This is a genomic window from Bradyrhizobium sp. Arg816 (assembly GCF_029989365.1).
Lineage (GTDB): Bacteria > Pseudomonadota > Alphaproteobacteria > Rhizobiales > Xanthobacteraceae > Bradyrhizobium.
The window spans coordinates 23,449-39,367 of record NZ_JAPRAQ010000028.1; the positions used below are offsets into that span (position 1 = coordinate 23,449).

The 15,919-nt window shown below is 59.2% G+C and carries 21 protein-coding genes; 10 read left to right on the forward strand and 11 right to left on the reverse strand.

Annotation, left to right across the window (positions count from 1 at the left end):
• Positions 1 to 79: 79 nt before the first annotated feature.
• The 4 genes from OWC48_RS39240 to OWC48_RS39255 form a co-directional block, all read right to left on the reverse strand.
• Entirely contained in the window at positions 80 to 652 is a 573-nt protein-coding gene (locus OWC48_RS39240; RefSeq protein WP_282524802.1) for a hypothetical protein, read from the reverse strand.
• A 126-nt stretch (positions 653 to 778) separates the two neighbouring features.
• Positions 779 to 1,393: a transglutaminase-like cysteine peptidase gene (locus OWC48_RS39245; RefSeq protein WP_282524803.1), complete on the reverse strand. Its 615-nt coding sequence runs from the start codon at positions 1,391 to 1,393 to the stop codon at positions 779 to 781.
• A gap of 99 nt (positions 1,394 to 1,492) precedes the next feature.
• Positions 1,493 to 2,125 (reverse strand): hypothetical protein, encoded by a 633-nt coding sequence (locus tag OWC48_RS39250; RefSeq protein WP_282524804.1) that lies wholly within the window; start codon positions 2,123 to 2,125, stop codon positions 1,493 to 1,495.
• 81 nt (positions 2,126 to 2,206) lie between these two features.
• Complete coding sequence (locus OWC48_RS39255) at positions 2,207 to 3,589, reverse strand: O-antigen ligase (RefSeq protein WP_282524805.1); 1,383 nt, start codon at positions 3,587 to 3,589, stop codon at positions 2,207 to 2,209.
• Between the two features lie 152 nt (positions 3,590 to 3,741).
• Here OWC48_RS39255 and OWC48_RS39260 point away from each other — a divergent pair, with 152 nt between their 5' ends.
• The 5 genes from OWC48_RS39260 (at position 3,742) to OWC48_RS39280 (ending at position 8,761) form a co-directional block, all read left to right on the forward strand.
• A complete protein-coding gene (locus tag OWC48_RS39260; RefSeq protein WP_282524806.1) occupies positions 3,742 to 5,031 on the forward strand; it encodes a hypothetical protein in 1,290 nt (429 codons plus the stop codon).
• A 41-nt stretch (positions 5,032 to 5,072) separates the two neighbouring features.
• Positions 5,073 to 6,140 carry an acyltransferase gene (locus OWC48_RS39265; RefSeq protein WP_282524807.1) on the forward strand — a complete coding sequence of 356 codons (1,068 nt, stop codon included), beginning with the start codon at positions 5,073 to 5,075 and terminating at the stop codon, positions 6,138 to 6,140.
• Positions 6,141 to 6,228: 88 nt separating this feature from the next.
• Positions 6,229 to 7,407 (forward strand): acyltransferase, encoded by a 1,179-nt coding sequence (locus OWC48_RS39270; RefSeq protein WP_282524808.1) that lies wholly within the window; start codon positions 6,229 to 6,231, stop codon positions 7,405 to 7,407.
• 12 nt (positions 7,408 to 7,419) lie between these two features.
• Positions 7,420 to 8,103 (forward strand): GDSL-type esterase/lipase family protein, encoded by a 684-nt coding sequence (locus OWC48_RS39275; RefSeq protein ID WP_282524809.1) that lies wholly within the window; start codon positions 7,420 to 7,422, stop codon positions 8,101 to 8,103.
• Positions 8,104 to 8,488: 385 nt separating this feature from the next.
• Positions 8,489 to 8,761: a hypothetical protein gene (locus OWC48_RS39280; RefSeq protein WP_282524810.1), complete on the forward strand. Its 273-nt coding sequence runs from the start codon at positions 8,489 to 8,491 to the stop codon at positions 8,759 to 8,761.
• A gap of 87 nt (positions 8,762 to 8,848) precedes the next feature.
• Here the strand turns inward: OWC48_RS39280 and OWC48_RS39285 are convergent, their stop codons facing one another.
• Positions 8,849 to 10,273 carry an undecaprenyl-phosphate glucose phosphotransferase gene (locus OWC48_RS39285; protein WP_306664676.1) on the reverse strand — a complete coding sequence of 475 codons (1,425 nt, stop codon included), beginning with the start codon at positions 10,271 to 10,273 and terminating at the stop codon, positions 8,849 to 8,851.
• 345 nt (positions 10,274 to 10,618) lie between these two features.
• On the opposite strand from OWC48_RS39285, the gene OWC48_RS39290 reads away from it, so the two are divergent.
• Complete coding sequence (locus OWC48_RS39290; RefSeq protein WP_282524812.1) at positions 10,619 to 10,927, forward strand: hypothetical protein; 309 nt, start codon at positions 10,619 to 10,621, stop codon at positions 10,925 to 10,927.
• Positions 10,928 to 11,057: 130 nt separating this feature from the next.
• The gene (locus tag OWC48_RS39295; protein WP_282524813.1) at positions 11,058 to 11,792 is read left to right on the forward strand and encodes a metallophosphoesterase family protein; all 735 of its coding nucleotides are present in this window, start codon (positions 11,058 to 11,060) and stop codon (positions 11,790 to 11,792) included.
• A gap of 28 nt (positions 11,793 to 11,820) precedes the next feature.
• On the opposite strand, the gene OWC48_RS39300 is transcribed toward OWC48_RS39295, so the two are convergent.
• The 4 genes from OWC48_RS39300 to OWC48_RS39315 all read right to left on the reverse strand — a co-directional run bounded on the left by OWC48_RS39300 (position 11,821) and on the right by OWC48_RS39315 (position 13,293).
• Positions 11,821 to 12,243 (reverse strand): hypothetical protein, encoded by a 423-nt coding sequence (locus OWC48_RS39300; protein ID WP_028159056.1) that lies wholly within the window; start codon positions 12,241 to 12,243, stop codon positions 11,821 to 11,823.
• A gap of 51 nt (positions 12,244 to 12,294) precedes the next feature.
• Positions 12,295 to 12,573 (reverse strand): hypothetical protein, encoded by a 279-nt coding sequence (locus OWC48_RS39305; protein WP_282524814.1) that lies wholly within the window; start codon positions 12,571 to 12,573, stop codon positions 12,295 to 12,297.
• An 87-nt stretch (positions 12,574 to 12,660) separates the two neighbouring features.
• The gene (locus OWC48_RS39310; RefSeq protein ID WP_162136531.1) at positions 12,661 to 12,831 is read right to left on the reverse strand and encodes a hypothetical protein; all 171 of its coding nucleotides are present in this window, start codon (positions 12,829 to 12,831) and stop codon (positions 12,661 to 12,663) included.
• Between the two features lie 135 nt (positions 12,832 to 12,966).
• Complete coding sequence (locus tag OWC48_RS39315; RefSeq protein WP_282524815.1) at positions 12,967 to 13,293, reverse strand: hypothetical protein; 327 nt, start codon at positions 13,291 to 13,293, stop codon at positions 12,967 to 12,969.
• Between the two features lie 198 nt (positions 13,294 to 13,491).
• Between OWC48_RS39315 and OWC48_RS39320 the strand changes: the two genes are divergently transcribed.
• The 3 genes from OWC48_RS39320 to OWC48_RS39330 all read left to right on the forward strand — a co-directional run bounded on the left by OWC48_RS39320 (position 13,492) and on the right by OWC48_RS39330 (position 14,997).
• Positions 13,492 to 13,893, forward strand: coding sequence for a sugar phosphate nucleotidyltransferase (locus OWC48_RS39320; protein WP_368860682.1), 402 nt, complete (start codon positions 13,492 to 13,494; stop codon positions 13,891 to 13,893).
• Positions 13,894 to 14,113: 220 nt separating this feature from the next.
• Positions 14,114 to 14,287 (forward strand): hypothetical protein, encoded by a 174-nt coding sequence (locus OWC48_RS39325; RefSeq protein ID WP_282524817.1) that lies wholly within the window; start codon positions 14,114 to 14,116, stop codon positions 14,285 to 14,287.
• Positions 14,288 to 14,631: 344 nt separating this feature from the next.
• Entirely contained in the window at positions 14,632 to 14,997 is a 366-nt protein-coding gene (locus OWC48_RS39330; RefSeq protein WP_282524818.1) for a VanZ family protein, read from the forward strand.
• A 13-nt stretch (positions 14,998 to 15,010) separates the two neighbouring features.
• On the opposite strand, the gene OWC48_RS39335 is transcribed toward OWC48_RS39330, so the two are convergent.
• Together OWC48_RS39335 and OWC48_RS39340 are read right to left on the reverse strand one after the other, a co-directional pair.
• Complete coding sequence (locus OWC48_RS39335) at positions 15,011 to 15,295, reverse strand: hypothetical protein (RefSeq protein ID WP_282524819.1); 285 nt, start codon at positions 15,293 to 15,295, stop codon at positions 15,011 to 15,013.
• A 124-nt stretch (positions 15,296 to 15,419) separates the two neighbouring features.
• The gene (locus OWC48_RS39340; protein ID WP_282524820.1) at positions 15,420 to 15,863 is read right to left on the reverse strand and encodes a hypothetical protein; all 444 of its coding nucleotides are present in this window, start codon (positions 15,861 to 15,863) and stop codon (positions 15,420 to 15,422) included.
• Between the last annotated feature and the right edge of the window lie 56 nt (positions 15,864 to 15,919).

Sequence of the window (15,919 nt, forward strand, 5' to 3'; positions counted from 1 at the left end):
CCTCGTTTAGAGGCGTTCGAAAACTGGAGCTCGGCTCAAACGCAGTCCTAGGCTGATACATCAGTCGAGATCCAACAGGTCATTGAGGCAACGGTACTTCGGCGAACGGATTAGCAAGTTCAGTACCAAACTCGCCTTCGAAAAGGGCGGTCCCCCCGGATTTTTTTGATCCGGCTATCCCGATTGTCCCGGGCTGCGTTTCATTGGACGTGTCGATGGACGTATATCCTGCCAACACGTCAGAATCACGTAGCGTGCCCACAAAAGCAGATATCTTTCTGGCATAGGCCGGCTCGACGGCTCCACAGTGGAGCGCTGCACGGCCCATCGCCTTACCGATTACGAAGTGTCGGGCCGGAGGAGCCTTGATAAGGAGGTTTTTCATGACCGACACCAGCTCAGGATCCGTCGCCAGATAGGAGGTGACTTTGTCTTCCAGCTTGGTGTCGTCGCTTTGGGCGTAAGCCAGCACTCGGCTCGTGTCTTTGGAGAACAGCTCCAGCTCAAGTGGTGGGGTTCGTTCAAGGAGCGGAACACAGCCACTTGCCGCGAGAGCCGGGCTCAACCACGACAGCTGGACAACGGCCGCGAGCAGTGCCCACTTGCAGCTGACTGCGACGCGCCTCGGTTCGGGCATTGTTTGTACCGACATCCTGGCTCGCCTCAAGCTGCAGAACGGACCGTAGACTGCAACACTATGGCAAATCTTTGTGCGGTGCAAAAACTAACAATGGGGCGGTCTAGACCGCCCCATTGTTGAGTTAATTCATCCCATCGATCAGTCGAGAGAGGCGGATTTCTGTGCACTGCCCGTCTGGCCCTTACCGTCGACCGCCACCCAAAATTTCGGGTTCACCGTCGATTCGATCGAAACCCAAGCATAGCTGGTTTCGTTCCAAGGCCGCACCACTTCCGACAGATTGTCGAGCACATAGTCGCCGTCCTTCACGCGCGCGACCAGAATCAAATGACCGCCCTCCGGCGCAAAAACAACGGCGAGGCGCAGGTCGGAAGACCGCCAGCCCTTCGCCAGGAGCTCATGGCGCTTGGTCACCGCATAATCGTTGCAATCGCCGGCGGCCGGCCCGATCGTCCAGCGCGCCGCTAACGGCGCATTCGACTTCACCGTGGGGGCGATCGACCTGTTGACGCGCGTGTTGACCTCCTCAAGGGCGGCAAACGCATCGTCTCGCGACAGCGTAGGCTCCTCACTGGTACGAGCCTCGCATTCCGACGGATAGTTCATGCAGAACTTGACGAATTGGATCGGCGCCAGGACGTTGCGGGCCTCGCCAATGATGGTGGCGGAAGAGCGATTCTCCTGCTCGACAGGCGCGGCAAATGCGCTCGCTGAGCCCAGGACGAAAAATGAAAGAGCGACCAGAGTTTTCATAGCTAACCTCAGCGATTGCCGGACATTCGCTGTAGACTAGCAAGCACCTTTCACGCTTCAGTTCCGGATTTCGCTAAAATTTGATCGAAGCTCGTCTTTTCAGTTTGTCGGGCTCACCGGCGAGACCACGACTGCCGGCGCAGCCGCCACCGCCGAGAAGACGTTGTTAATTGTTGTCCGGGCCGCCGAGAATGACTGTGTGTCACTGGTTCCAGTCACTCCTCCCGCCTGCTGGGTTTGCGTGCCACCACCCTTCCCGCCCCCCGCAGTCGATTCACCGGTCGGGTCCGAGCCGGGCGTGACATTGGTGGGGATGTCACCGGTAATACTCGTGAACGAGGTTAGGAGTTCATTGCTCCCACTCTTGAGGGCAGCAGCTTGGATATCCATGGCGGTGGCCGGCTGGGACACCACACAGATTGCAGCCGCCGTTCCGAGACCGGCGCCGATGGCGCTATTTTGGTCGGGTGTGGCGGCCTCGGACAGCGATTGGATGCCTTCAAGAGTCTCGGGCCGGGTCGAAACGAGATCACGGATCGCCGATGAAAGCGCACCGCCTCCATCTGCATAGTTTGCCAGGAGGGCGGCTGGCGCATCCAGAAAGTTGGTGGCTTTCTCCGCGGTGATTTGCGGAGACGGCGAAGCACAGGCGCCACCATAGGCGGTGGCAGCAAGACTTGCGTCCGGCAATCCCAGAAACGCAGCAGCCAAAACGAAATAACCTAAGCGCATGTTCAATCACCAACAATTTTCTACAAATACATTATATCGAGTTCGGCTCTGACGGTAGATTTACCTAAGAAATGGTGAATTTCAATCTCCACTTAGGTGCGCGAGACTTCGCGCTGAGGTGGATATCGATTGAGCCAGCCCGCAGCCGAGAACACAGGCAAATAACAGACCAAATCCGGGAATTTGGAGCGAAAAATCCACGAACGAGTGCAGGGAGCCCAAAGCGAAGACCCCAGCCCCCATGACCGGGATATGACGGTCTCGTTTTCGGCGAAGTGCGCCAATGACCAGGCTCGCAAAATAGAAGATGGCGACTGCGACAATCCCAATAGCTGTTGGCAGCCCAAGGTCCAGCACGAGCTCCAGCGGCGTGCTATGGGCACGGTCCCAAATGCCCTGGCTTCCAAGAGATTCCGGCCGGAACGGCGGAAAGGCAACCTCGAAATTGCCGACTCCAAAGCCGAGAAGAGCGTGCCCCCGGATCATGTCGAGGACGGTCTTATAGACCTCGTAGCGTTGGCTATCGACCAGGCCAATCTCGGAGATGCGCCCCATTGCCATGCTGCCCACGAGGGCCAGCGCAATGACGCCGACCGCGACACTGTTTCGCACCGAGCTCATGAACGACCGTTCACTGCGATTAAGCGGTGCCAGGTAGAGCACGACCGCGCAAACCATGCTGAAGATCGTAATCAGGATACCCGCCCTCGACCCGGTCATCCCCACCGCCACGAGACAGATGCCGCAACCTGACGCCAGCGTCGCGGGCCGGTCGAAAAACCTGATGCGGGTCGGACCGGGGTCGTCTGATCGGTGCAGGATCGAGCGCACCAGCATGATCAGGAGGATCAGGCCGCAACTGCCCCAGAAGGTAGCCGCCGTGTTGCGGTTCACGAAGGTTCCTGTGGCGTATTGCAGATAAAACTCCTTCTGCCGCCATAGCAGAGTGTCAGGCAGCAACAATTGCGAAAAAATCCCATATAGAGCGTAACAAACGCCAGCATAGGCCACCAGTTTGAGTAATTTATTTGCCCGCCAGCCATCTATTGCAAGCAGGTAGGCGCGGCTCAATCCGAGCGTGAACAGAAGATAATATCCGAAGCTCAACCAGGGCACCGACTGGGTCGGCGAAATGCGACCCGGCACGTTGATGCCTGCGAGTTCGCGCGCGTTGCTCCACGCCGGATCCTGCAAGTTGGAGACGGCATTCGGCGACACCTGAATCCAGATGATCAGGACAATCGTAGCAATTGCAGCAAAAATCGGCGTTATAAACCATAAATCAGCCTTGCAACTGCGGTCTACCGAAGCTGTCGCCAGGCTCACGGCAAGCAGAACCGTCCAGATGCACACCCAGGCCAGATCGACCGAGCCGAGCGGCAGTGGCGCGAGCACGAAAACCGTCGAGGCCAGCGCGTTGGATATTTTTCCGAGATTGACGTAGTCCCGCAAACTCGTTGCCATCGATTGCTCAAAAAAAGGGCCGACTTGGAAAGTACGACGCTGTTGGTACAGCCAGCAGGTGGATGCTATCTTACGAATGAATACGCACGAATATGAGAGATCGACAACCGACGATGACGCTTGAAGCGGCGCCAAGCCTAAGCGAAGCCCGCATGGAGACGATCCGCGGGCAGGAGGCCGTGTCCTTCCCGATCGAGGCGATCGCGCTGTGTCTGTACTTTACCCGCGACGCGTTTGCCGGAGCGTTCCGCTACTACGCGACCATCACGCACCTTGGCGCCCTGTGGTTCATCCCGGACCTCATAGCCTTTGCCTGCATGGCAACGTTTGCATATCGCTATGCGATCAAGCAGGCGAACTCGCTCGCGATATTCACGCTGCTCTACCTCGTGTTCTCGCTCTATGTCGGTTACGTCTTTCTGAACGACCACCGCGGAGGCCTCTCCGCGCTGAAAATGATCGCCCCGCTCTTCGTCGGTTTCTGCTTCTGCGGCAGGGAGGTTAAGGACTACAGATTCCTTTTGGGGCTCATACACGCCCTTTTCTATATCTCGATCATCGGCCTGTTCTGGTCGTCCCGCGTCCAGTTTCCCTGGGTCGGCTTCGAATACGAGACGTTCGGAGCGTCGCGCATTGCCGGCAAGCTTTGGTGGGCCGAAGGCCAGACTCGCCTGCAAGGTTTCGCCGCCGACAGCACAATGGCGGGCTATTTCGTGCTGATGGGCTACGTCATGACGTCACCCCGGCGTGGCCTGATCTGGTGCTTGGTCTGGATGCCGATCGCGTTCTACGCAATCAACAATCTCGCAACCAGCAAGACGGCCGCCGGCACTCTGGTCCTATACTTCCTGGCGATGATGCTCGTTCGCATGTTCCAGGAGCGCTACCGGTTCAGCGTGCTCCGGACGATGTCATTACTATCGTTCTCATGCATCTTCATTCCAATCGTCCTGATGATCGTGCTCGCGGGAACAAATCTCACTAGTCTGTCGCGCAGCCTGTTCAGCTTGCAGGATCGAATCGATAACAGCTGGCAATTGCCGTTCGTCTATATGGCCAAGCTGATGCCCAGCGGGTTCATCACCGGATGCGGATTGGGCTGCTTCAACTATCCGCAGCAATTGTTTTCAGACAAGATCTCCTATTGGGTACCTGTCGACAATTTCTACATCGGTACGTATTTGATGATAGGTCCGATCTTTATCGTCTTCATGATCTTCGTCGTGCTCGCGGTGGCTCGTACCGGGGACATTTACAAATTGACGCTGGCGTTCGTGATGAACATCTACACCATCACGATTCTGAGTTACGGCCCCGCCAGCGGCCTTCTGATCATCGGGCTTGCGTTCAGCGAGGTCTTCCGCCGACCGTCACGGCGGGTTACGCGGGTCATGGTTCCCACGCCGGCCGGAGCGCTGTCGGTTCCCATACGCGCCCGCTAGTTGGCGAGCATCTTGCATTGCCTGTTGTGGCAGGCACCTAAGTGACAGAAAGCCTCAATCCAGTGGAAGCCAGCCACGACAAGAAATTCGAACCCTCCATTCAGGGCTTGCGCGGTATCGCCGCGCTGAGCGTGCTGCTCGTGCATCTCTACGATATGCCGATGAATGCAGGCTTTCTGCCGACGGTTCCCTCCTGGTTCGACTTCACCATCCTGACCGGCGGTCGCGGCGTCGAGCTATTCTTCATCATCAGCGGCTATCTGATTCCGGCGAGCCTGGTGCGCCACCGGCAGATTTCGAAATTCTTCTACGAACGCTGCATGCGTATTCTGCCGGTGTTCGTCGTCTTCCACCTCGTCATATTCATCGTCGGACCGATCGTCGGCTACAAGTTCTTCAAGGGGATCGATCCTCTGAGTTATCTCGGTCTTTTCCTCGCCAATCTCTTTTTTCTGCCGGACATTCTCCGCCTGCCGGCCGCTCAGCAGAACGCCTGGACGCTGACCTATGAATGGCTGTTCTATTTCTGGTTCGCGGCGACCTTCTATTTTGTCACGATCAGACGAGTGTGGGTGGCAGCCGGACTTCTCGTCGCCGCAGGCCTCATCGCCATCGCAGCTTTTCCCATCGCAGCCTATTTTCTGGTCGGTGTCGCGATCCGGTATTTCGATGTCCGCCTGGAACTACCGGGCTTGCGCGGTGCTGCGGCCGGGATGGTCTGTCTGTTCCTGATGTATGTCTGCCTCGAATACATCAATCCCTTCCTCGGGCTCATTCCCGGATATCTGCTGTTCGCGATGGTCCGCGCGCCAACCTCGGGAATCGTCGCTCCGCTCGAGCGGCCAGTCATCCAATACATCGGCAAGATCAGCTACAGCCTCTATCTAGCGCATCCCTTTGCGCTCTTTCCGCTGCAAATGGCGGGAGCCAAGCTCGCCGCCCATGGTTATCCGCTCTGGCCGATCTGGCTGTCCTTTGCGGCGGTCGGGCTGATCGTCAGCTTCGCGATGTCGGCCATGACATATGAACTGATCGAAGTACGGTTGCGCCGGGTGCTCGACGCCAGCCTCCGATCTGGGCATCGCAGTGTTGCTGGTTTGGAAGCATGATGAGCATGTTCCGGACCGACGTCACAATCTGGCAAAATATTGAGCCTACGAGGCACCAGAATCGAATGGTGGGGAGTACGTACGTCACATGAGCGAAGCAGTTGCAGACTATGCGACGTCACCTGCGGGAGCCACACTTGAAGAGGTCAGAAGAGCGAACGGCGGAATTTATCCGGGCTTCTTGTTTCTCAGGCACTTCCTCTCGACCGTCATATTGCTGAACCACGCCCGCGTCCTGGTGCGCGGCGAACGCGTATTGCCGGTCGCGGACACCGCGATTTCGGGCGCGACGTCGACGGTGCCGCAGTTTTCGGCGTTCCTTCATACGGCGATGTCGAGCGAGATCTTTCGACCGCTCTTGTTTGCGCTTGTCGGCGGCTTCTTCGCGCTGAGCGGCTTCCTGGTGGCTGGCAGCGCGGGGCGCACCGGTATCGTGCGCAAGTTTCTCGGCTTCCGCGCGCTCAGGATCATACCGGCGCTGCTGTTCGAGGTTTCGCTTTCGGCGCTCGTATTGGGTCCGCTCGTGACCAGCTTGCCGCTGAGCGACTATTTCGCAAGCCTTGGACTTTACCGCTACTTCGGCAACGTCGTCGGCTGGATCACGTTCTGGCTGCCCGGTGTCTTCCAGGATAATCCGATCAAGGGAATGGTGAACGCAAACCTCTGGACACTGCGGCCGGAATTTTACTGCTACCTGATCATCGCGGTCTTGATGGCGGGTGGCATTCTCGCGCGGAGACGGGTCGTTCTCACCGGCATCGTTCTTCTGACCGTCGCGTTTAGCGTGATGTCGCTGGCGTCACCCGAGGGATTTACGACCAGAGCGGACAATACGCACTTCACCAACTGGTTCATCGTCTACTTGTTCTTCGTTGGCGTCGTGTTTGCGCAGTACGCGGACAAGATCGTATACAACCCTCTAATGTTCGTGGCGAGCCTCCTGCTCTACATGGTCGGCATGACGCTTCGGATTCCGGACGCGATCTCGTGCCTCTTCCTCATCTACTGTGTCGTGTGCATTGGCACCTTCCGAACCCCCTGGTTCGATCGCTTCTTCAAGAACGACTATTCGTATGGGATCTATCTCTATGGGTACCCCATCGCGCAGACGCTGGTCTTCATCCTCATCACACTCGGGATATTCAAACAGGACGCCGCGATCACCTTGTTCGTCATGGCGGCTTCGCTGGTGTTGACGATCTTGTGCTCAGCTTTCTCCTGGACGGTCATCGAGAAGCCGTTCTTACGTCTGAAACGTCTCCTCTGACCGGAGCTAGGCATGACGTCCGCTGGATATGCCGCGATCGCCCTTGCGACCGTCCTCGTGCTTTCGAACTCAGCTCGTAGCGAGTCCGCCGTCGTTATCGCACGCGGATCGACGATCGTTGCCGAGGGCGACAGCCTCACTTATGGCATGGACGTCTCTCCGGCCGGAGTACCGACCCAGATCAACGGCGCGCCGCAGACCCGCAGCACGGAGCCTTTCCCGGAAACGCTTGCCCAACGGCTCAGGGGATGCGCCGCTGTCGCGAACCATGGATATCCGGGGGACCGTTCGGTCGACGGGCTCGTGCGTTGGCAAACCCTCTCTCACGCCAATCTGGCCATCCTGATGTACGGCTCGAACGATGCCTTAAACAATGGCAGAGCACCGACCGGCATCGTATCCATCGACACATTCCGCTCGGTCCTCAATCTGCTCATACACAGACGACAGGCTGAGGGGAGCCAAGTGGTCCTGCTTTCACCGCCCCCAATCGGAAACGAACACCAGGAGCGCTTGATCGCGCCGTTCAGGGCGGTGGTTCGCAAGACCGCGACGGATCTCGGTCTCACCTTCATCGATACCGAAGAGGTCCTGAGGAACGTCGTCCCCATCTGGACCGAGGACAAGGTTCATCTCAGCACGGCCGCCAACACCGCCATTGCCGATCGCCTCGCGAAGACTATCCACTGCCAGTGAGCGTCACAGCCACCGCGAGGTCACCGCGTTCGGCCATCTCCCGCTGAAACGGGCCGCTGACCTCGTCAAGGCTTGTGAATAGCCGTTAACTAAAATTGCATTTTTATGACAAAATCCGGAATCGGGGGGATTTACACCAGGCGCTTTCGCAGCACAAATTTGCATCAAGCTGCTCTGCATCTGCTCACGATCCGTTAGCTTCATGCAGGCAGAGTTCTTGAAGTTGAAGGTTGCGTACCAAGCCTTCAACCGCGTGCATTCACTTCCTATCCGGGAGACATAACCGGCCTCGATAGAGGGCCTTCCCGGCGAATTGTTCAAGTCCAAAGCCTTGCAGGCGAATTGCGGGACAACGAACAAGAACACGATCCAGGGAGCATTGGTCATGTCGCAGATTGATTTGGACGGAAGTTCGTTGCCGATGTTGACGGCCGCGACCGGCACCGAGGAGTCGCACCGGTTGGCGGTCGGGCCGATGGCCCAGCCTGCCCGGGAAAATTCTGAAGAGGGCGATAATCGATCCTGGATCGGTCGGGCGTTGCAGTCGGCAGTCTATGCGGTCCTAATTGTTCCATTCGCGATCGTCGTTTGCGCGATAGCTGCTTTCGCCATTCTCCCCTTGCACACCGACTCCCGGTGTGACGACGGTTACGAATAGCAAGGGCCGACAACCAACGCGGACTGCACCGTGAACTCTCGGGCCCGTCTGATTCCGGGACCGACGATCCGCAGGAGGCTTCAGGGCTCAGTAGGCATCCTGATGGATCAGCGCCAGCGCGGTTTTCAGGATGATCCTGATGTCGAGCCAGATGCTCCAATTGCTGACGTACCAGATGTCGTACTCGACCCGCTTTTCCATCAGATCGATGGTCGGCGTCTCGCCGCGGAAGCCGTTGACCTGGGCCCAACCGGTCAGGCCCGGCTTCATGTGATGCCGGTACACGTAGTTGCTGATGATCGGGTCGTAGTAATTGTCGTGCGCGAGCGCATGCGGGCGCGGCCCGACCAGCGACATCTCACCGCGTAGAACGTTCCAGAGCTGCGGCAGCTCATCGATGCTGGTCCGCCGCAGCACCCGGCCGACGCGGGTGACCCGCATGTCACTCTTCGTCGCCTGCGTGACGACATGACCGTTCTCCGCCACCGTCATAGACCGGAATTTCCAGATCTCGAACGGCTTGCCGTTGAAACCGCGCCGGGACTGCTTGAAGATCACCTTTCCGATTGAATCGAGCTTAATCATGATCGCGGCAGTCGCTAGCAATGGAGCAAGCAGCAACAAGGCGAGGGAGGCAAGACCGATATCGAGGCAACGCTTTTGGGCCCGCTCGAAGACGTTGAGTGGCGCACGTTGGATCTCGATCGCGACCGTTCCGCTGACGGGCTGGAACGGACGCGAGACCAGATCGGCGATCGGGAAATCCGGCAGAAGACGGATCGGCTGGGGAACAACGCGCAGGTGCTGGCTCAGCTTCTGGAGAAGCGGCATCTCGTCCCAGTCGATGACCAGGAGATATTCTTCCACATCCGCCGTGCGCGCCTGACGGGTGATGTCGCGAATCTCGCGATCCCAGCCCGCGCCCTCTTCAGACGGATCGAGCACGAAATGCCGCACGACGTTGAAGCCGTGCTTGCGCAGATCCTTGAACCGGGTCGAGGTGAAATCGAGAGGCTTGAGGCTGAGCAGCACGACCTTGCGATCCACCAGGCGGCCCTTGGCGTAGCTCGAGGTCAGCGCCAGACTCCACAGCACGCGCAGGCCGCCCAAGGCGACGCCGCCGGTGGCCGCGAACAGCAGCGTGGTTCCGCGCGACAGGTCCGCGGACGATTTGAGCAGGAACGCCTCGACGGCGAGAATGGTCAGCGAGATCAGCCAGACCGCCAGGGCCTTGCGCAGCTGCCAGAACGTGTTCATCAGACGATGGTGATCGTAGACGCCCTGGAAATAAGCGATCGTCACGAACACCGCGCCGACCACCAGACCTGCTCCGACGGACGAGTCCTGCTCGATCACGAGCACGCGATACAGGCCGCTTGCCGCGAAATAGCTGAGCAGAACGGCGACGAAGTCTCCGGCGATCAAAGCCACTTGCAGGGGTCTTTGGAGGGCACCGCGTCGGTTCGAGATAACCGAATAATAATTTTCCGAACCGTAAGTTGCTACAGCCATCCGAACCTCGCTGCCTCGTCACCACTCGCAATCGGAATTGCGAGCAAATCGATCTAATTTTTTCGACGTGCGCCGGAGTATATCTTAACTAAACAAAGCGACATTGCGGCAGTGCACCGAAAAAATCAAATCGATTTTCATGCAATGCAGCGTCGCAGCAAAACAATGCTCAAACTACTGTCACACACGTGACAATTAAGCGGGCATCACGCCGCGTTTCACACCAAATCGCGTCATTTTCGCACAGCATTATCGCGCGCATTTGAACGGCTGTTCAACCATGCCGCTTAAGCCGTTATTAGGCCGCCGCCATTAACACTCGTGACCAATTCGAGGAGTTGCGTCGTGAGTACGGTTGCCATTTTCAGTCTGCTGATCGGATCGTTGCTGGGAGGCCGATTCCGGATCTTCATTCTGCCGCCCGCCATCGTTCTCGGTGCCACGATTCTCGGTGTGGCCTCCGTCTGGCAGGGACATGATTCAGCTCACATCGTTGTGACGATCCTCGTCTTCGCGTCGGTGCTCCAGCTTGGCTATTTCTGCGGCGCGGTTCTGGTCCGCGCGCGAACGGCCGCCTATCGCGGCAAGGCCGCACCATCCATCGTTCGACAGCCGCAGCTTCGGCTAGCCCCGCGCAAGCTTGGGGACGGGTGATTCGCAGAGCTGGTGAATGATCAGCCAGGTGCGCGCTTGCCGGCAGGGGTAAAAAGACCTACTCGAACATCCAAATTCGCCGATAGCATATTGACATCTCGGGCGAAGCTCTTTGAAAGAGTTGCACCCCATGTCCATGATTGCGCCCCGAAATTCGCCCCGGCCGAAGCTACCGAACGGCGTGCGCATCTATGCGATCAGCGATATCCACGGCTGTGCGCATCTGCTCGAGCAGATGTTCGCCGTGATCGATGCGGACATGGCGAACAGCCGGCCGTATCGCGCGATCGAGGTCTTCCTCGGTGACTACATCGATCGCGGACCGGACTCGCGTCATACCCTCGATCTCCTGATCGACCGCAGCCGCCGCCGCAACACCGTCTTTCTCAAGGGCAATCACGAGGCTTATTTCACATCGGTGCTGGAAGATCCCGCTCGCGCCGCCGAATGGTTTCAGTTCGGCGGGCTCCAGACCCTGATGTCGTACGGCGTGTCGGCCGCGCCCGGTCTTGGCAAGGACGAGTTGCCCAATCTGGTGCGCAAGCTCACATCGGTGATGCCGCCGGAGCACATCGCGTTCCTGCGCCAGTTGCGGCCGACCTTCACGTGCGGCGACTTCTTCTTCGTCCATGCAGGGGTGCGTCCGGGAATTCCGCTCTCCGAGCAGCGCGAACAAGACCTGTTGTGGATCAGGGACGAGTTCCTGCAAAGCAACAGGCGCTTCGGCAAATACGTCGTACACGGCCATACGCCGGTGAAGCAGGCCGAGCTGCTCGAGAACCGGGCCAACATCGATACCGGGGCCTATGCCACCGGCAACCTGACGCTGCTGTCCATTCAGGGCAACAGCATGCTCGCGATCTAGCGGCCTCGCTCGCGCGCCGTATCAAGCGTCAGTTGGTGGGGCTCGCCGGAGGCCGGTAGTCCGGGAAACGGCTCAGCATCGCCGCCTTCAGGAACTTGAAATGGGCGATCGAGGCGCCGAGCTCCTTGAGTCGGCGCTGGCCGTTCAGGATTTCCTTGTCGAACAGGTCCTGGTGGTGATTGTCGAGCGCCTCGCGCTCGAGATATTCGTCGTCGCCGTTGCCGATCGTCACGGCGGCGCGCGCCAGCACGTCTTCGACCCGGCGGTTGAGACCCGACTGCTCGCGCTCCGCCGCATGCAGGGCGTCATCGATCGCAATCATGATGGCTTCGATGCGGGTGCGATCGGTTTCGGCGTCGCGCTCGGGCGAGCGCGCGCGGAACACCTGCTCTCCGCCGAAACGGTCTTTCAGGAAGTTATGGGTGCGGGCCCGCAGGAAGAGCTGAAACATGCGTGCATTTTCCGGTTCGAGGCGCCAGACCAGAAAATGGGCCCGCGATGGTTAATAAAGGTTGAATCCTTCGCGCCGCTCGGTGCGGCTTTGCGCCATCCAGGCCCTCCAGGCACCCTCGTGCTTCTCATAGAGCTCGAGCCTGCGCTGCTCGCCGGCATCGGGCCACGCATTGCGGCCATCGGGCGCGACCTGCGCCTGGCCGGGCGCCTGCTCGCTGTCGAGCCGCTCGAACTCGAACGTCTCCTCGGGCGTCAGGCCGATCAGGACGCGGCGACCTCCCCCATCGACGAAATACCGCCGTGGCGCGTTGTACGTCGGGCTCGTCATGGCGTCTCCCCGAAATCCCGGAATGATTCACTCCCCTCCGCCGCCATGCGAGCCGCAACGCGAGAACCGCACGCCGGTTGTAATTCATCAGAATGCACGCCGCGCCCTCGCCAATGAACTGTTCTGCCGGAACGCGGTGGGACTGTAGGGACGGTGGAACGGATGACGCTCCGCGCGCTCGCGAGGCCGCAGCGCGCGCGTCGCATAGCCTGCGCCAAAGCCAGCGAGGAGCGAGACCAGGATCGCGAGCAGCATCATTCGCAAGTCATTCCAGTGATACTGGCAGTCTCATCTTCGAGTTGTGTCGAGATCATGATCACCGCCGCTGATTTTCTCGTCATGCCAGGGATTTTTTGGGCAGCACCCTGCATGCGAAGTGATCGGGCTCGTGCGTCAACCGAAGAACCAGAGGAACAATCGCACCAGCAACAGCGTGATGAAATACACCCAGCCCGCCATCGCGATCAGCGCAACGCTGAAAAAGGCGCCTTCAAACGCCCGCTCTCTGAGCTTCGTGAGAGGAAGTGCCGCTCGCGCCTTTTGAAGCATCTCGGTCTTCTTGATTTTGTTGATTTTGATTTGTTCGTGCGCGCGCACCATAGCCGAACGAATTCGACGATCTCGTGACGACTCAACCGAGAGAAGCGCAATACTGCTCGTCGGGGCCGCTGCCGCATGCATCGCGATTGGATTTTTTCTCGTTCGAGCCGTTGCGACCAACGGCGGCGATTCAATTCAAGTTGATCACTCGAATCTACGTCGTGATTTCGAAGCAAACAATGTCGTGATCTCGAAGCATATAATTCCTAATCGCGCACAAGTGCTGACAGCGAAACGCCGTGCCATCCATTATCAAGGGGAGGTTGCCGGCCCAAGCTTGGAGGACATTGAGGGACATCATCGCAGGGAACAAGTTCCCTGCTCGCCTCCATCGCCAGCATGGCATCCAAGCAGCTCCTGCCTGTCTTCGGCAAGCCGATGATCCAGCGCCTGCAAACCATCCTGACGCTCGGAGGCATCAGGAACATCTTCATCGCCACCGCGTCGAAGGACCGGTCGCTGTTTCGACGGCTGCTCGGCGACGGCTCCGGGATCGGCACTTCTTCCATGCTCATCAGAACAGTCCGCGCGAATTGGCGGAGCTTCCGAGCCTTGCCGCAGCGTCGAGACGCGGAGTCGGATCTCGAATATCGGCTGGCGCTCCCGCGAGGATTTCGAGCGCGGACTTGTGAAGACCGTGCGCCGGTTCTGCGACAACCGGACGTGGTGCCAGTACATCCGCGATCCCACCATCACAGCGTGCAGATCGATCTTGGTTAGCGAAACTCCGTGGTTATACGGAGCGCAACGCGCCGATTTCATCGCGGTAAGGTTGAGCAGTTAGCTTAATCCGCGTTGTTTGTTGCGAACCTTAGCGGATCGCATATCCATCTTCGCACCGGGCTCCCCCAGGCCCGGCCCCACCCAAGCAAAGCCGTCGAGCGAACGTGGGTCCGCTTGGCGGCTTTGTCTTTGTGTCGACGAGAGGATGATTTCGGTTATGGCGCGCAGGCCCTGGTCGTTCAAGGAAGACCGCCGGCTGATGGATTTGGCCAAGTCTTCGACTTCGCTGGAAGAGGCAGCAAAACTTCTCGGGCGCTCGCCCGATGCGATCAAGCGTATGGCCTTGCGCCTCGGCCTGTCGCTGAAATCCAAGGGCGCCAAGAAGAGCTAGCGTCGGCCGCACGCGACACGTCATGGACGGGCGCGTCCGCCTCATCAATCGATGCATGGCAGCCGCCAGTCGACATGGGCCAATCGCTTTCAGCGCCCGCGATCTCTCCGCGCCCGGATGTTAGACTATCCAACGATGAAGATTGAACATCGTCCCTTTTCGGCGCAGAACGGTCGCCGGACCGCGCCTCGTTTGACGTCAACTGGATGCATGCGGATTGGGCCGCAGCCACGGCTCCGCGGTTCGCCCGCGAACCTTGGTTCATGCCCTCGAGGGTTTGTGAACCTTAACGATGTTCTTGGCTTTCGAAAGCGGCCAGCCGGTCGACCGGCTATGTTGGCGCAATGCGCCGCAATCATCTCACCGCAGCCGCGGTTATCTGTCTCGTGCTCATCGTTTATGCGACGCTGGCCAAGCTCGCGGGCCGGCCGGCGCTCATGGGCCACGCGGAGGCCTACTGGGTCGTCGTGATTGAGCGCTTCAGCGCCTACGGTCTGTTGGGCTTCCTGCTGTCCTTCCTGCTACCGGGGCGCGTCAAGCTGGCTTGCGCGTTCGTGATCGCCGTCGCAGTCGGGTTAGAGGTCTTGCAGGCGGTGACGCCGGATCGTGATCCACGATTCATCGACGTGCTGCAAAAGGCCGCCGGCGGCACCGTCGGCGTCCTTCTGGCCCAGACCATCCTGGCTTTCCTGCCGAGGCCGCCGTCCTGAGGCGGCCGCCGGCTTACGCTACTCCGCGCCGCAAGCTCGGCTGATTGGTCGAAAGAACCCCGGACATCTGCCGATGGGCATCGCGCAGCGCCGTGATCGCATCGTCGAGGTCGAATTCGGCTTCACGAACGGTCTCGAAGAACCGGGCCATCAAGGCGAGGTTCAGCTTGACGCGGGTGTTCCCGTCGCGGCTCTTGCGGCGATCGAGCGACAGATGCATCGCCTGCATCCTGGCTTCGGCAGCGCTGCAGCCGCTGAGGGTCGCGAGTTCGTCATATGTCATCCAGATCTGAGGCATGTCCCTGTCCGCCTTTTGTTATGGGCCTCAACCTAGATTTCACCTCTAAAACTAGTGTTGCCGCACTACAGTCGCGCGGTGTTTTCGCGACAACAGCGTCAATGCAAAGCTAAAAGCCCGCACCCTACGAGACAGGCGCCTTGGGCGGCGTAAACGGATGACGCGGCCGGGAACGGTTGTCGAGGCCCTTGGGCAGCTTGTCGGCGTTGAGCTTCACGACCGCGCATTTGGCGTCGGCCGGCGCATCTTCCTGGCTATAGATCAGCGTCGCCTCGAACTTCACGTCAGGCGCTTCCTTGGCCGTTCCCGAACAGCTCGCCACCAGGCCGTTGCACACACCCGAAAGTTTGACCTCGACCTCATCAGGCCCGAACACGCTCAGCGGGCCGTCAGCATGCCGGTTCACGGTCAGGACGGCCGAGAAGTACTGCTCATCGACCCGGTAGGAACCGCCATAAGTAAAGAAGCTGTCGCGGCCCGAGATCCGGCCCTCGGCCAGATCCACGATGCCGGTGCCCTGACCTCGTGGGGTCCTGAACCAGGCAGCGTATTTACCGTCTCTCAGCATGGGGAATTTCCGAGGTGAAGATCGCCCTGTATTTGCGACCAACTCTGGGGCGCGAC

Excerpts from the sequence above, each read along its gene's own strand:
- OWC48_RS39240 (WP_282524802.1), bottom strand. The coding sequence starts at position 652 with ATGTCGGTACAAACAATGCCCGAACCGAGGCGCGTCGCAGTCAGCTGC.
- OWC48_RS39285 (WP_306664676.1), bottom strand. The coding sequence starts at position 10,273 with ATGGCTGTAGCAACTTACGGTTCGGAAAATTATTATTCGGTTATCTCG.
- OWC48_RS39325 (WP_282524817.1), top strand. The coding sequence starts at position 14,114 with ATGGCGCGCAGGCCCTGGTCGTTCAAGGAAGACCGCCGGCTGATGGAT.
- OWC48_RS39300 (WP_028159056.1), bottom strand. The coding sequence starts at position 12,243 with ATGTTTCAGCTCTTCCTGCGGGCCCGCACCCATAACTTCCTGAAAGAC.
- OWC48_RS39260 (WP_282524806.1), top strand. The coding sequence starts at position 3,742 with ATGGAGACGATCCGCGGGCAGGAGGCCGTGTCCTTCCCGATCGAGGCG.
- OWC48_RS39305 (WP_282524814.1), bottom strand. The coding sequence starts at position 12,573 with ATGACGAGCCCGACGTACAACGCGCCACGGCGGTATTTCGTCGATGGG.
- OWC48_RS39255 (WP_282524805.1), bottom strand. The coding sequence starts at position 3,589 with ATGGCAACGAGTTTGCGGGACTACGTCAATCTCGGAAAAATATCCAAC.
- OWC48_RS39270 (WP_282524808.1), top strand. The coding sequence starts at position 6,229 with ATGAGCGAAGCAGTTGCAGACTATGCGACGTCACCTGCGGGAGCCACA.
- OWC48_RS39335 (WP_282524819.1), bottom strand. The coding sequence starts at position 15,295 with ATGCCTCAGATCTGGATGACATATGACGAACTCGCGACCCTCAGCGGC.
- OWC48_RS39280 (WP_282524810.1), top strand. The coding sequence starts at position 8,489 with ATGTCGCAGATTGATTTGGACGGAAGTTCGTTGCCGATGTTGACGGCC.
- OWC48_RS39310 (WP_162136531.1), bottom strand. The coding sequence starts at position 12,831 with ATGATGCTGCTCGCGATCCTGGTCTCGCTCCTCGCTGGCTTTGGCGCA.
- OWC48_RS39250 (WP_282524804.1), bottom strand. The coding sequence starts at position 2,125 with ATGCGCTTAGGTTATTTCGTTTTGGCTGCTGCGTTTCTGGGATTGCCG.
- OWC48_RS39275 (WP_282524809.1), top strand. The coding sequence starts at position 7,420 with ATGACGTCCGCTGGATATGCCGCGATCGCCCTTGCGACCGTCCTCGTG.
- OWC48_RS39245 (WP_282524803.1), bottom strand. The coding sequence starts at position 1,393 with ATGAAAACTCTGGTCGCTCTTTCATTTTTCGTCCTGGGCTCAGCGAGC.
- OWC48_RS39340 (WP_282524820.1), bottom strand. The coding sequence starts at position 15,863 with ATGCTGAGAGACGGTAAATACGCTGCCTGGTTCAGGACCCCACGAGGT.
- OWC48_RS39295 (WP_282524813.1), top strand. The coding sequence starts at position 11,058 with ATGTCCATGATTGCGCCCCGAAATTCGCCCCGGCCGAAGCTACCGAAC.
- OWC48_RS39330 (WP_282524818.1), top strand. The coding sequence starts at position 14,632 with ATGCGCCGCAATCATCTCACCGCAGCCGCGGTTATCTGTCTCGTGCTC.